The sequence below is a fragment of the Pseudomonas sp. JC1203 genome (assembly GCF_056175065.1).
Window position 1 is genome coordinate 63,827 of the sequence record NZ_JBWCAM010000013.1, and the last position, 14,328, is coordinate 78,154.

Annotated in this window: 12 protein-coding genes; 9 read left to right on the top strand and 3 right to left on the bottom strand. The window is 67.2% G+C overall.

What is annotated here, in order from left to right:
• Positions 1-55: 55 nt before the first annotated feature.
• A complete protein-coding gene (locus AC0SZ7_RS19525) occupies positions 56-259 on the top strand; it encodes a hypothetical protein (protein WP_475505927.1) in 204 nt (67 codons plus the stop codon).
• Between the two features lie 323 nt (positions 260-582).
• Here AC0SZ7_RS19525 and AC0SZ7_RS19530 read toward each other — a convergent pair whose 3' ends face one another.
• Positions 583-1,515, bottom strand: a complete 933-nt coding sequence (locus tag AC0SZ7_RS19530) for a LysR family transcriptional regulator (RefSeq protein ID WP_416423472.1) — start codon at positions 1,513-1,515, stop codon at positions 583-585.
• Positions 1,516-1,623: 108 nt separating this feature from the next.
• Here AC0SZ7_RS19530 and AC0SZ7_RS19535 point away from each other — a divergent pair, with 108 nt between their 5' ends.
• From AC0SZ7_RS19535 to AC0SZ7_RS19565, 7 genes are all read left to right on the top strand, one after another.
• Positions 1,624-2,364 (top strand): SDR family oxidoreductase, encoded by a 741-nt coding sequence (locus AC0SZ7_RS19535; RefSeq protein ID WP_475505928.1) that lies wholly within the window; start codon positions 1,624-1,626, stop codon positions 2,362-2,364.
• A gap of 22 nt (positions 2,365-2,386) precedes the next feature.
• Positions 2,387-3,235, top strand: a complete 849-nt coding sequence (locus AC0SZ7_RS19540; RefSeq protein ID WP_475505929.1) for an ureidoglycolate lyase — start codon at positions 2,387-2,389, stop codon at positions 3,233-3,235.
• 108 nt (positions 3,236-3,343) lie between these two features.
• Positions 3,344-4,318 carry a D-erythronate dehydrogenase gene (gene denD, locus AC0SZ7_RS19545; RefSeq protein WP_475505930.1) on the top strand — a complete coding sequence of 325 codons (975 nt, stop codon included), beginning with the start codon at positions 3,344-3,346 and terminating at the stop codon, positions 4,316-4,318.
• Between the two features lie 53 nt (positions 4,319-4,371).
• Positions 4,372-5,730 (top strand): MFS transporter, encoded by a 1,359-nt coding sequence (locus tag AC0SZ7_RS19550; protein ID WP_475505931.1) that lies wholly within the window; start codon positions 4,372-4,374, stop codon positions 5,728-5,730.
• Positions 5,727-6,611, top strand: a complete 885-nt coding sequence (locus AC0SZ7_RS19555) for an NAD(P)-dependent oxidoreductase (protein ID WP_475505932.1) — start codon at positions 5,727-5,729, stop codon at positions 6,609-6,611. Before AC0SZ7_RS19550 ends, AC0SZ7_RS19555 begins: the two co-directional genes overlap by 4 nt.
• A 16-nt stretch (positions 6,612-6,627) precedes the next feature.
• On the top strand, positions 6,628-8,412 hold the full coding sequence (locus AC0SZ7_RS19560) for an IlvD/Edd family dehydratase (RefSeq protein WP_475505933.1): 1,785 nt from the start codon (positions 6,628-6,630) through the stop codon (positions 8,410-8,412).
• Positions 8,413-8,428: 16 nt separating this feature from the next.
• The gene (locus AC0SZ7_RS19565) at positions 8,429-9,598 is read left to right on the top strand and encodes a fumarylacetoacetate hydrolase family protein (protein ID WP_475505934.1); all 1,170 of its coding nucleotides are present in this window, start codon (positions 8,429-8,431) and stop codon (positions 9,596-9,598) included.
• A 124-nt stretch (positions 9,599-9,722) separates the two neighbouring features.
• On the opposite strand, the gene AC0SZ7_RS19570 is transcribed toward AC0SZ7_RS19565, so the two are convergent.
• Positions 9,723-11,066, bottom strand: coding sequence for a HAMP domain-containing sensor histidine kinase (locus AC0SZ7_RS19570; RefSeq protein WP_475505935.1), 1,344 nt, complete (start codon positions 11,064-11,066; stop codon positions 9,723-9,725).
• Positions 11,063-11,776 (bottom strand): response regulator transcription factor, encoded by a 714-nt coding sequence (locus tag AC0SZ7_RS19575; RefSeq protein WP_475505936.1) that lies wholly within the window; start codon positions 11,774-11,776, stop codon positions 11,063-11,065. The genes AC0SZ7_RS19570 and AC0SZ7_RS19575 overlap by 4 nt, the downstream gene beginning before the upstream one ends.
• A 275-nt stretch (positions 11,777-12,051) precedes the next feature.
• On the opposite strand from AC0SZ7_RS19575, the gene AC0SZ7_RS19580 reads away from it, so the two are divergent.
• Positions 12,052-14,241, top strand: coding sequence for a TonB-dependent siderophore receptor (locus AC0SZ7_RS19580; RefSeq protein WP_475506057.1), 2,190 nt, complete (start codon positions 12,052-12,054; stop codon positions 14,239-14,241).
• Positions 14,242-14,328: the final 87 nt, after the last annotated feature.

Below are 14,328 nucleotides of genomic sequence, written 5' to 3' on the forward strand. Positions count from 1 at the left end.
ACCCCCCGCCGCATTGCTCCTCACACCCGCCATCGCTAACCTCTACGCCCTGGCCATGCACCGCATCGGCACCGCGCGCGAACTGATGCAAAGCCTGAGCAGCCTGACCCTGAGCAACAGTGATGATCAGGATTTGAAGGCGGTGGTGAATACGGCGAATTTGTTGCTGGAGGAAGGGTGTGCGGTGGTGGAGGCGCGGGGGGCGTTTTTGCGGGGTGGTGCGCGTGATGGCAACCAGGTGCTAGCCGATGTTTTTTGATTGTTCTTGAGATCGAGCGCCGCCCGCGCGGCGCTTCGCGGCCGCAGGCCGCTCCTACCGTTTGTTTCGGGCCAATTATGGCAGTGATATCTCCCGGGACCGCTTTGTGCTTTCGCTGTAGATCTGTGTGAGTGCCAACAAGGCGGTCCCGGGAGATCCCGCAGACAAAACTGGCCCGAAACAAACGGTAGGAGCGGACCGTGTCCGCGAAGCGCCGCGCGGGCGGCGCGCGATTTTCGCGGCGCTGCAAAACCCAAGACAAGCACCCACCACGCTGCAAATCTCCAGCGCCCACACCGCCCAGCGCAGCCTGGCGGCAGCGGCTACGGTTCTGCGGCGCCCAGCAGTTGATCGGCGAATGCCTGCGCCGCCCACCCCGGCACCTCGTTGCGGCGGGTGATCACGCCGTAATCATCCAGCACCAACGGGAACGGCAGGTTCAAGCGCGTCAGCCTCCCCGCGCGGATGTCCGGTTCGACCATGGATTCGGCCAGCATCGCCAGCATGGGCGCGGTCTGCAGCAGTTGCAGGGTGGTCTGCATGGAGATGGTCTCCACGGTGTTGCCCGGCGAGGCCATGCCGGCTTCGGCGAAGGCGCGCTCCAGGCGCGCACGCATGGGCGTGCCGGCGGGGTAGACGATCCACGGCCAGTTGCCCAGCTCGGCCAGCGGCAGGTCGCTGTTGCCGGCCAGCGGGTGTTGGCTGCCGGCCACCAGGCACAGCGGCTCGGGGGCCAGGGCGCGAAAGTCGAAGAGCTGGCGGTGGCGGTCTAGGGTGAAACGTGCGATCACCAGGTCCAGCTGCTTGTGCTCCAGCAGGCTCAGCAGGTTGGCGCTGGTGCCCTCCAGCACGTCCAGGGTCAGCAGCGGCCAGCGCTGCTTGATGCCGACGATGGCCTGGGGCAACGCCTGGGAGGTGGGGGCAAAGATGGTGCCGATTTTCAGCAGGCCGTGGCCGCCTTCACGCAGGTCATTGACCTGGCCGACGAAATGGCGGGCGTCGTTCAGGGCGATTTGCGCGTAGCGCGCCACGTGCACGCCCAGGTCGGTGGGCACCAGGCTGCGCGGCAGGCGCTGGAACAGGTCGAAGCCGAGCATTTTCTCCGCCTCGCGCAGCATCTTGCTCACGGCCGGCTGGCTGATGCTCATCTGCTCTGCCGTGGCGTGCATGTTGCGCGTGCGCGCCAGGGTGTCGATCAACACCAGGTGACGAAAGCGCAGCCAGTTGCACAGTTGGTTGAAGGAAACATCCGCCATGCGATAACCCCCGGTTATTGAACCTTGAGGATATCTCATTGGCGCTTATCGGCAAGCCGTTCTAGGGTATTCGGACTGTGCCGGATAACAACAAAAGGACCACGCCCCATGAGTCTTGCCGGAAAACGCGTTCTGATCACCGCCGCCGCCCAGGGCATCGGCCGCGCCTCGGTGCTGGCCTTCCAGGAGGCCGGCGCCCAGGTGATAGCCACCGACCTGCGCATCGACAGCCTGCGCGACCTGCCGGGCATTCAGGCCCTGGCCCTGGACGTCACCGACGCCCAGGCCGTGCAGCAACTGACCGCCCAGGTGGGCACCCTCGATGTGCTGTTCAACTGCGCCGGCTTCGTGCACAGCGGCAACCTGCTGGCCTGCGACGACGAGGCCTGGCAGCGTTCATTCGACCTCAACGTGACCGCCATGTACCGCATGATCCGCGGCGTGCTGCCGGCCATGCTGGCGGCAGGCAGCGGCAGCATCGTCAACATGGCCTCGGTGGCGGGCAGCGTGAAGGCGGTGCCCAACCGCTTCGCCTACTCGGCCAGCAAGGCGGCGGTCATCGGCCTGACCAAGTCCGTGGCCGCCGACTATGTCGTCAAGGGCATCCGCTGCAACGCCATCTGCCCCGGCACCGTCGACTCGCCGTCGCTGCGCCAGCGCATCACCGAGCAGGCCCGCGCCGAAGGGCGCAGCGAGGCCGAGGTGTACCAGGCCTTCGTCGCCCGCCAGCCCATGGGCCGCCTCGGCACCCCCGAGGAAATCGCCCGGCTCGCGGTGTACCTCGGCTCCGATGCCAGCGCCTACACCACCGGCGGCGTGCACGTCATCGACGGCGGCATGAGCAACTAATCCCCCTGACCAGGAACTGACCATGAAACTGCTGCGTTACGGCCCCAAGGGCCAGGAAAAACCCGGCCTGCTGGACGACCAGGGCCAACTGCGTGACCTCAGCGGCCACGTGCAGGACATCGCCGGCGCCACCCTGGAAGCCGCCAGCCTGGCGAAGCTGGCGCAACTGGACGCCCGCAGCCTGCCGGCGGTGCCGGGCAGCCCGCGTATCGGCCCATGCGTGGGCCAGGTGGGCAAGTTCGTCTGCATCGGCCTGAACTACGCCGACCACGCCGCCGAATCCGGCATGGCGGTGCCCAGCGAACCGGTGATTTTCAACAAGTGGACCAGCGCCATCTGCGGGCCCAACGACAACGTGGAAATCCCCCGCGGCTCGAACAAGACCGACTGGGAAGTGGAGCTGGGCGTGGTGATCGGCAAGGCCGGGCGCTACATCAGCGAGGCCAGTGCCATGGACCACGTGGCCGGCTACTGCGTGATCAACGACGTTTCCGAGCGCGAATGGCAGCTGGAGCGCGGCGGCACCTGGGACAAGGGCAAGGGCTTCGACACCTTCGGCCCCATCGGCCCGTGGCTGGTGACCCGCGATGAAATCGCCGACCCGCACCAGCTGGACCTGTGGCTGGAAGTGGACGGCCACCGTTACCAGAACGGCAATACGCGCACGCTGGTGTTCCAGATTCCGGCGCTGATCGCCTACCTGAGTCGCTGCATGTCACTGCAGCCGGGAGACATCATCTCCACCGGCACGCCGCCGGGGGTGGGCCTGGGCATCAAGCCCAACCCGGTGTTCCTGCGGCCAGGGCAGGAGATGCGCCTGGGCATCAGCGGCCTGGGCGAACAATGCCAACGCACCACCCAAGCCGACTAACCCGTAGCAGCGGCCGCAGGCCGCGTCCAGTGCGCCACAGCGGTGGGCCGGACGCAGCCTTCGGCAGCTGCTACGGGGCATTGAATCGATAACAACAAGGAAAACATCATGCGCATTCTGATCACCGGTGGCACCGGTTTCATCGGCAAGCAACTGGCCCAGCGCCTGCTGGACATGGGCACCATCACCCTGCAGGGCCAAGCCGCCAAGCCCATCGAACGCATCGCGCTGTTCGACGCCTTCGAAGGCGAAGGCGTGCCCACGGACCCGCGCGTGGAGGTGATTACCGGCGACGTCAGCGACGCCACCACCCTGGCCCGGGTAACCGATGGCGTGGACCTGGTGTGGCACCTGGCTGCCGTGGTCAGCAGCGCCGCCGAGGCGGATTTCGACCTGGGCATGCAGGTCAACCTGCACGGCCTCATGACCTTGCTGGAGACCCTGCGCCAGCAAGGCCGGCAGCCGCGCGTGGTGTACGCCAGCGGCTTCGCGGTGTTCGGCGGCACGCTGCCGGCGGTGGTCAACGACGACACCGCGCTGACTCCGCAGTCCTCCTACGGCATGCAGAAAGCCGTGGGTGAATTGCTGGTGGCCGACTATGCGCGCAAAGGCTTCATCGACGGCCGCGTGCTGCGCCTGCCGACCATCGCCGTGCGCCCGGGCAAGCCGAACAAGGCCGCCTCGACCTTCTTCAGCTCCATCATCCGCGAGCCGCTGGTGGGCCTGCCCGCCGTGTGCCCGGTGCGCCCCGACACCCAGGTGTACCTGTCGTCGCCGCGCCGCGCGGTGGAAGCGATGCTGCTGGGCATGACCCTGGCCCCCGAGACCCTGGGCAGCCAGCGGGTGATCCCCCTGCCCGGCCTGACCACCACCGTCGCCGACATGGTCAAGGCGCTGGAACGCGTGGCCGGCCCCGAGGCGGTAAAACTGATTCGCTGGGAACCCGACGCCACCATCCAGCGTATCGTCGAAGGCTGGCCCAGCCAGGTTGAAGCCCCCTACGCCAGCGGCCTTGGCTTCAGCGCCGACGCCAGCTTCGACGCCATCGTGCAAGCACACATCGAGGACACCGCACCCCGCTAGCCGACACCGCTTGCACACGCCCCCACAACAATAACAAGGCGAGGCCACGCGACATGAACACACCCGATCCAGCCATCCTGGACATTGAAAAACAGACCATCAGCCGCGTGACCAAGCGCCTGGTGCCCTTCCTCATCCTGCTGTTCGTGGTGGCCTTCCTGGACCGCACCAACGTCGGTTTCGCCGCGTTGAAAATGAACCAGGACATTGGCATCAACCAGACCATCTATGGCCTGGGCGCCGGGATCTTCTTCCTCGGCTACTTCCTGTTCGAGGTGCCCAGCAACATCATGCTGCACCGCTTCGGCGCGCGGGTGTGGATTGCCCGCATCATGGTGACCTGGGGCCTGATCGCCGGCGCCATGGGCCTGCTGCAGACCGCCGGGCACTTCATCACCCTGCGCGTGCTGCTGGGCATCGCCGAGGCCGGGTTCTTCCCCGGGGTGATCTACCTGCTGTCGCTGTGGTTCCCCAGCCGCTACCGGGCGCGGATGATCGCCACCTTCTACCTCGGCGTGCCCATTGCCCAGGTGATCGGCGCACCGCTGTCGGTGGGGCTGATGCAGCTGGGCGACAGCATCGGCGTGGTGGGCTGGCGGCTGATGTACATCGCCGAAGGCGTGCCGGCGATTGTGCTGGGCGTGGTCTGCTACTTCTACCTCACCGACCGCCCCGCCGACGCGCACTGGCTGACGCCGCAACAGCGCCAATGGCTGATGGACACCCTGGAGCGCGAAGAACGCAGCAAGGCGCTGGCGGTGGACGCCGGCCTGAGCAAGGGCCAGATGATTCGCAAGGCCCTGGGCAACCGCCAGGTGTGGCTGCTGGCACTGGTGTATTTCGGCATTACCTCGGGCTCCAACGCCATGAACTTCTTCCTGCCCAGCGTGCTGCAGTCGTTCCGCGCCTCGTTCGGGCTGGACCTGGGGCTGATGCAGAACGGCCTGATCAGCGCCATTCCCTACGCCCTGGCAGCGGTGGCGATGATTCTGTGGAGCCGCCGTTCCGACCGCCTGCAGGAACGCCACTGGCACGCCGGCGGCGCCGCGTTGCTGGCATCGGTGTCGATCGCCTTGGCGCTGCTGATCAACCAACCGTGGATCATCGTCATCGGCTTCGTGCTGCTGGCCATCGGCGTGTACAGCGCCATCAACGTGTTCTGGGCCGTGCCGGGCCAGGTGCTGACCGGGGTGGGTGCCGCTGCCGGCATCGGCCTGATCAACTCCATCGGCAACCTCAGCGGTTTCTCCGGGCCGTACATCACCGGCCTGCTCTACACCACCACCGGCAGCTACACGCCGGGCTTCCTGGTGATCGCCGCCCTGGTGGGCGCGGCCGGCATCGGCATGATGCTGATGCCCCGCCGCCCGGCACCTGCGGCCGACGCCACCCTGATTGGAGACAAGGCATGAGCCACCCCGTAATCGCCTTCATCGGCACCGGCATCATGGGCGCGCCCATGGTGCGCTGCCTGCTGCGCGCAGGCTTGCCGGTGCGCGCCTGGAACCGCTCGCCGGCCAAGGCCGCGGCGCTGACCGCCGACGGCGCCCAAGTGCTGGACAGCGCCGCGGCGGCCGCCCAGGGCGCCGATGTACTGATTTGCATGCTCAGCGACGGGCCGACCTGTACCGACGTGCTGTTTGGCGCCAATGGCGCCGCCCTGGCCCTGCGCCCGGGCGCGCTGGTGGTGGTCATGAGTTCGATACCGGTGGACGACGCCACCGACCACGCCCGCCGCTGCGCCGAGTTGGGCCTTGCGTACCTGGACGCGCCGGTGTCGGGCGGTGAACGCGGCGCCCGCGAGGGCAGCCTGGCGATCATGGCCGGCGGCACGCCGCAGGCGTTCGAACAGGGCCAGGCGGTGCTGGCGGCCATGGGCCGGCCGGTGCTGGTGGGCCCGGCGGGCAGCGGTGAGCTGGCCAAGCTGGTGAACCAGCTGATTGTCGCCAGCACCATCGCCACCGTCGCCGAAGGCCTGCTGCTGGCCGAACGCGGCGGCGCCGACCCGGCCAAGGTGCATGAAGCGCTGATGGGCGGCTTCGTTGATTCGCCCATCTGGCGCCAGCACGGCAAACGCATGATCGACGACGAATTCACCCCTGGCGGCCCGGCCAAATGGCAGCTCAAGGACACCCGCACCGCCCTGGCCCACGCCCACGGCCTGGGCCTGAGCCTGCCGGTGGCGACCCTGGTGGACGGCCTGTTCAGCGCGCTGGTGGACGCCGGCGACGGTGACCTGGACCACGCCAGCCTGATCCGCCAATTGCGCCGCCACAACCAACTGCCTGCCTGACGCCCCGGAGCCTGCCATGAGCCAAACCCCACCCCGCCGCCTGCGCAGCCAACTGTGGTTCGACGACCCCAGCCACGCCGACCTGACCGCGCTGTACACCGAACGCTACATGAACCAGGGCCTGACCCGCGCCGAGCTGCAGTCGGGCCGGCCGATCATCGGCATTGCCCAGACCGGCAGCGACCTGACGCCCTGCAACCGCCACCACATCGAGCTGGCCAAGCGGGTCAAGGACGGCATTCGCGACGCTGGCGGCATACCCATGGAATTCCCCGTGCACCCCATCGCCGAGCAGTCACGCCGGCCCACCGCGGCGCTGGACCGTAACCTCGCCTACCTGGGCCTGGTGGAAGTGCTGCACGGCTACCCGCTCGACGGCGTGGTGCTGACCACCGGCTGCGACAAGACCACCCCGGCGTGCCTGATGGCGGCCGCTACCACCGACCTGCCGTCGATTGTGCTGTCGGGCGGGCCGATGCTCGACGGCTGGCACAAGGGCAAGTTGATTGGTTCGGGCACGGTGCTGTGGCATGCGCGCAACCTGCTGGCCGCCGGGGACATCGACTACGAAGGCTTCATGGAGATGACCACCGCCGCCTCGCCCTCCATCGGCCACTGCAACACCATGGGCACGGCGCTGTCGATGAACGCCCTGGCCGAAGCACTGGGCATGTCGCTGCCCGGCTGCGCGAGCATTCCGGCGCCGTACCGCGAGCGCGGGCAGATGGCCTACGCCACCGGCCTGCGCATCGTCGACCTGGTGCGCGAAGACGTGCGCCCCTCGCACATCATGACCCACGCCGCCTTCGAAAACGCCATCGCCGTGGCCTCGGCCCTGGGCGCCTCCACCAACTGCCCGCCGCACCTGATCGCCATCGCCCGCCACAGCGGCATCGACCTGAGCCTGGACGACTGGCAGCGGGTGGGCGAGGACGTGCCGCTGCTGGTGAATTGCATGCCGGCGGGCGAGTTTCTTGGCGAGGGCTTCCACCGCGCCGGTGGCGTGCCGGCGGTGATGCACGAGCTGGACAAGGTCGGCCGCCTGCACCGTGACTGCCGCAGTGTCAGCGGCCGCAGCATGGGTGAGATCGTCGCGGCGGCGCAGACCGTCGACCGCCAGGTGATACGCAGCTACGAAGAACCGCTCAAGCACCGCGCCGGCTTTATCGTGCTCAGCGGCAACTTCTTCGACAGCGCCATCATGAAGATGTCGGTGGTGGGCGAGGCGTTCCGCAGCACCTACCTGAGCGACCCGCAGCAGCCCAACTGTTTCGACGCCCGTGCCATCGTCTTCGACGGCCCTGAGGACTACCAGGCCCGTATCAATGACCCGGCGCTGGAGGTGGACGAGCGCTGTATCCTGGTGATTCGCGGCTGCGGCACCGTGGGCTACCCCGGCAGCGCCGAGGTGGTGAACATGGCGCCGCCGGCCGAGCTGATCAAGCGCGGCATCGACTCGCTGCCATGCCTGGGCGATGGCCGCCAGAGCGGCACCTCGGCCAGCCCGTCGATTCTCAACATGTCCCCTGAAGCGGCAGTGGGCGGCGGCCTGGCGCTGCTGCGCACCGGCGACACGTTGCGCGTGGACCTCAATACCCGCAGCGTCAACCTGCTGGTGGACGACGCCACCCTGGACCTGCGGCGCCAGGAGGCGCTGCCGGCCATTCCGCCCTCGCAGACGCCATGGCAGGAGCTGTACCGGCAACTGGTGGGGCAACTGTCCACCGGCGGTTGCCTGGAGCCGGCCACGCTGTACTGGCGGGTGATTCCTGAAAACGGCGCGCCGCGCCATTCTCACTGAGTGCAAGGACGGCCTTATGCCACTGACCATTGAAAATTCCCTGCCCCACGACTGGCAACGCGCCACGCTGATTGGCCGCGCGTGGTGCCCCGGCACCATCGCCGGCCCTGCCGTGGTGGTGATTCGCGACGGCCGTGTGCTGGACTGCACCGCCAGCTTCGCCACGGTGAGCGAACTGCTCAACCGCCACGACCCGCTGACCGCCGTGCGCGGCGCCAGCGGCACCGACCTGGGCAGCGTCGAGGCGCTGCTGGGCAATAGCGGCGAGCAGCGCGACGACCGCCGCCCTTCCCTGCTGGCGCCTATCGACCTGCAGGTGATCAAGGCGGCCGGGGTGACCTTCGCCGCCAGCATGATCGAGCGCGTGATCGAGGAAAAGGCTGCCGGCGACGCGCGCCAGGCCGAGCGCATTCGCGCACTGGTGCACGAGGTGATCGGCGACAACCTGCGCGACCTGCAACCCGGCTCGCCGCAGGCCATGCAGCTCAAGCAGGTGTTGATCGAACAGCACATGTGGTCGCAGTACCTGGAGGTGGGCATCGGCCCCGACGCCGAGATTTTTACCAAGGCGCCGGTGCTGGCCGCGGTGGGCAGCGGCAGCGCCATCGGCGTGCACCCCGGCTCGCACTGGAACAACCCCGAGCCTGAAGTAGTGCTGGCGGTGGACAGCCACGGGCGCATTCATGGCGCCACGCTGGGCAATGACGTCAACCTGCGCGACTTCGAAGGGCGCAGCGCCTTGCTGCTGAGCAAGGCCAAGGACAACAACGCCTCGTGCGCGCTGGGGCCGTTCATTCGGCTGTTCGACGAGCATTTCAGCCTCGACGATGTGCGCGGCTGCGAGGTGGGCTTGCGGGTAGAGGGCGAAGACGGCTATGTGCTGCAGGGCCGCAGTTCCATGGCGCAGATCAGCCGCGACCCCGAGGACCTGGCCGGCCAGGCGCTGAACGCCAACCACCAGTACCCCGACGGTTTCGTGCTGTTCCTGGGCACTTTGTTCGCCCCCACCGAGGACCGCGACCAGCCCGGCCAGGGCTTCACCCACAAGGCCGGCGACCGTGTCAGCATCCACAGCCCGGCGCTGGGCGGGTTGCACAACCACGTCACCGGCAGCGACCAGGCGCCGCCGTGGACCTTCGGCGTGGCAGCGTTGATGCGCAACCTGGCCCGCCGCGGGTATTTGTAGGCGCATCTGGCAGCGACTGTCTTTGTGGGAGCTGGCTTGCCAGCGAGTTTTTAGGGCCTCAACAGCTCGCTGGCAAGCCAGCTCCCACAACGACGTCGTAGCAAGCCAGCGCCCACACGGTCCATCACGCCACCGGCAACCGCAGGTTCAACCGCAACCCCGGGTTGAGGTTCTGCGCCCACAACTCCCCACCCTGCAACTGCACCCGGCAGCGGGCGATGGTCAGGCCCAGGCCAAAACCGTCGCCGCCCGGGCGGCTGGCGCTGAGGCGGGTGAAGGGTTCGAAGATGCCCTCCAGCGCGCCCTCGGCCACGCCGGGGCCCTGGTCATCGATCCACAGGTGCCAGTGGTCCGCCTCGCGCCGGCCGCCCAGGCGCACCTGGCCGTGGCTGGGGGAATGGCGGATGGCGTTGCGCAGGATATTTTCCATGGCCTGGGCCAGGCCGTTGAGGTGGCAGCGCACCCAGCAGGCGTCGCCCAGGGTGTTGGGCAACTGCTCGGGCTGCCAGCCGGACTCGAAGCAGGCATCCTCGCGCAGCATCTCCCACAAGGTACCGACGTCCACGGCGTCCAGCGCCAGTTGCGGGCGTTCGGTGTCCAGCCACACCAGCTCCAGGGTGTCGTCGACCAGTTGGCGCATGCCCTGCACCTCGCGCGCCAGGCGCTGGCGCAGGGCGTCGGCGTCGGCGTCGCTTTCCACCGCCACCTGCAGGCGGCTCAGCGGCGTGCGCAGTTCGTGGGACATGTCGCGCAGCAGCCGCCGTTGCAGCGCCACGGTGCGTTGCAGGCGGTCGGCCATGTGATGAAAAGCGCGGCCCAGGTCGCCCAGCTCGTCGCCACGGCGGCTGATGGCCGGGTCCAGCCGCGCACCCAGCTGGCCTTCACGCAAGGCATTGGCGTAGGCATGCAGGTGCGCCAGCGGGCCGATCAGCAGCCGGTACAGCAAGGCGCCCAACAGCAGCGCCAGGGCGCCGGGCACCAGCCAGTGGGCCACCACCTGCCAACCCACTGAGGTGGTGGGCACGAACCGCTCGGGCAGGCGCATCACCAGCTGGCCGCTGCCGGGGTCGACCGGGAAGGCAATCTTGATGATCGGCCGCTCGCGGGCGCGGTCGCTCATGGCCCAGTCCAGCTCGCGGGCAAAGCCCAGGCGGTGGCGCTCCACCCCGGTCAGGCGGCGCTCGCCCAGCGGCTGCAAGTCGGGGCCCAGCAGCACCGCCCAGCCCGGCTCGCGGGCGTTGAACTGCAGCAGCCAGCGGTCGATATCCGCAGGCCCGCCGTGGCGCCACACCGCTTCCGCCTCGGCGGCGTAGCCCTGCAGGGTGTGCTGGGCGGTGGCCGACAGCCGATAGCCCTCGCGCTCGAAATGCATGCCCCATGAACGGCTGACGCAGATGATCAGCAAAATCAGCACCAGCAGCAGCCCGCTCAGGCTCCAGAACAGCGAATGACGGCCGGGCAGTTTCATGGCTGGCTCCTCAGCACATAGCCCTTGCCCCACACCGTCTCCACCCGCCCCTCGAAGCCGATGGCCGCCAGTTTGCGACGCACGTGGCTGACGTGCAGGTCCAGCACCCGGTCCTGCAGCGAGTACGGGCGGTGCAGCACACGCTGGTAGAGGAAGGTCTTGCTCAGCACTTCCTCAGGGTTGGCCAGCAGGGTTTCCATCAGGCGGAACTCCACCGGCGTCAGCCCGGCGCGGGCCTGGCCCAGCACCAGGTCCTGGCTGCCGTCGTCGCAGCGGCGCAGGGCGCCGCTGTCGTGGCACACCGGCGGCGTGCGCTCGTAGGCCACGCGGCGCAGCACGGCGTCGATGCGCACGTCCATCTCACCCATGCTGAACGGCTTGGGCAGGTAGTCGTCGGCGCCCTGGCTGAAGCCGACGATGCGGTCCTGCTCGGCGCCCAGGGCCGACATCAGGATCACCGGCACGCGGTTCTGCCGCCGCAGCTGGCCCAGCAGGCTCAAGCCGTCGCGGCTGGGCAGCATGATGTCCATCAGGATCAGGTCGTAGCCGCGCCAGGTGCCCAGGTCGTCGCCACGCGGCACGTCGTTGCACACCGTCACGTCAAAACCGCGCTTGCGCAGGTGCTGCCCCAGGTGGGCGGCGAGCAGGAGGTCGTCTTCCACGGCGAGAATTCGCGGCGCGGCAACAGGCGGGCAGGTACTGGGAATCACGGGGCAAGCTCTCGGCGGACTACGGGGCAACTCGGATGCAAATTATAATTGTTATCAAATATAACCGAACCACCTTTACGAAATTTACAAACCCGCCGCTCAGGTAAATTTTGTAAATACGATTTACTCTCAATTACGACAACCTATCATCGCCCCCCGTCTGGACGACTGCCCCGCCCTGCGACATGGAATGCCGCGGCCGGGGCCTTAATCACTCAAGGGGAGTTATCGTCGTGCTTTTTCATGCCTCATTCAGTCGTCTCACGCTGGCCATCCTGGCGGCATCCGCATCGCCTGCCCTGCTGGCCGCCAACACCACCAGCGCGGCCGATGACACCGCCATCACGCTGGACAACACCCTGGTCACCGCCGAGAAAGAGCTGAAGCAGGCGCCGGGTGTATCAGTGATCACCGCCGACGATATCCAGAAAGCCCCGCCGGTAAACGACCTGTCCGACATCATCCGCAAGATGCCCGGCGTCAACCTCACCGGCAACAGCGCCAGCGGCGTGCGCGGCAACAACCGCCAGATCGACATTCGCGGCATGGGCCCGGAGAACACCCTGATATTGATCGACGGCTTGCCCGTGGAGTCGCGCAACTCGGTGCGCTACGGCCGCACCGGCGACCGTGACACCCGTGGCGACACCAACTGGGTGCCAGCCGATGAAGTGCAGCGCATCGAAGTGCTGCGCGGCCCGGCTGCCGCGCGCTACGGCAACGGCGCGGCAGGCGGCGTGGTGAACATCATCACCAAGCAGCCCACCCAGGAAACCCACGGCAACTTCAGCGTTTACACCGACATGCCCAAGGACAAGGACGAAGGCGCCACCAAACGTGCCACCTTCGGCCTCAGCGGCCCGCTGACCGACAACCTGACCTACCGGGTGTACGGCAACCTGAGCAAGACCGACCGCGACAGCAGCGACATCAACGTGGGCCACGAAGCCGAGGGCGAAGCCGCCGCGTCGGGTGCCGAGGGCGTGCGCAACAAGGACATCAATGGCCGCCTGAGCTGGAAACTGGACGACCGCCAGAGCATCGACTTCGACGCCAGCTACAGCCGCCAGGGCAACATTTACGCCGGCGACAACCAGTACAACCAGAGCCTGACCAGCAAGAAGGCCGCCAGCGCCGCGCCATGGGTGGGCCGCGAAACCAACGTGATGTACCGCAACAACTTCGCCATCACCCATAACGGCGACTGGGACTTCGGCACCAGCAAGTTCTTCCTGCAGTACGAACACACCCGCAACCGCCGCCTCGACGAAGGCCTGACCGGCGGCGTGGAAGGCACCATCGACTCCACCGATTTCTCCACCAGCGACTTGAAAAGCTATCTGGCCCACGGCGAGTTCAACCTGCCGCTGGCCACCCGCCTCCCCCAGGTGCTGACCTTGGGCGGCGAGTTCAACCGCCAGGAACTCGATGACCCGGCCTCCACCAGCCAGGCGCTGTCCTCGGGCAGCTACTACAACGGCAGCACCAGCGCCGACAGCATCGCCGGGCTGGCCTCGGGCACGCGCAGCAGCAAGGCGGCCGCCAACATCGGCTCGCTGTTTGCCGAGGACAACATCGAGCCATGGGAAGGCGCCACCCTGACCCCGGGCGTGCGCATGGACGACCACACCAACTTCGGCGTGAACTGGTCGCCCAGCCTGAACATGTCGCAGAAGCTCAACCAGGACTTCACCCTGAAGGCCGGTATTGCCCGCGCGTTCAAGGCGCCCAACCTGTACCAGCTGGACCCCAACTACCTGCTGCTGAGCTCTGGCAACGGCTGCCCCATCGGCAGCACCGGCAGCTGCTATATCCAGGGCAACGACGACCTCAAGGCCGAAACCAGCGTCAACAAGGAAATCGGCCTGCAGTTCAAGCGCGACGGCTGGGTGGCGGGCCTGACCTTCTTCCGCAACGACTACCACAACAAGGTGGTGGCCGGCACCGACGTGCTGGGCTACTCCTCGGGCGGCAACATGATCCTCAAGTGGGAGAACGCCAAGAAGGCCGTGACCCAGGGCCTGGAAGCCAACTTGACCGTACCGCTGGCCGACAACCTGACCTGGACCACCAACGGCACCTACATGCAGGAAAACAAGGACCTGGACACCGGCAACGTGCTGTCGATGATTCCCAAGTACACAGTCAACTCGATGCTGGACTGGCAGGTAAACGACAAGTTCTCCACCCAGCTGAGCATCACCAGCTTCGGCCGCCAGAAGCCACCAACCGTGGGCACCACCAAGGTCGATGCCGCCGGCGTGAACACCGATGAGGTGGGTGCCTACAGCCTGGTGAACATCAACTTCGGCTACCAGCTGACCAAGAACGTGCGCCTTGGTGCCGGCGTGAACAACCTCTTCGACAAAAAGCTGTACCGCGAAGGCAACTCCAACAGCGCCGGCGCCGCTACCTACAACCAGCACGGCCAGGCCGTCTACGCCAGCGTGGCCACTTCGTTCTGATGCTGTACAAATGTACCAAAGTGTAAAAATCAGAATGCGAATCATTGCTTATTGATATGATCACTGCCCCGCGGGCCTCCGCGGGGC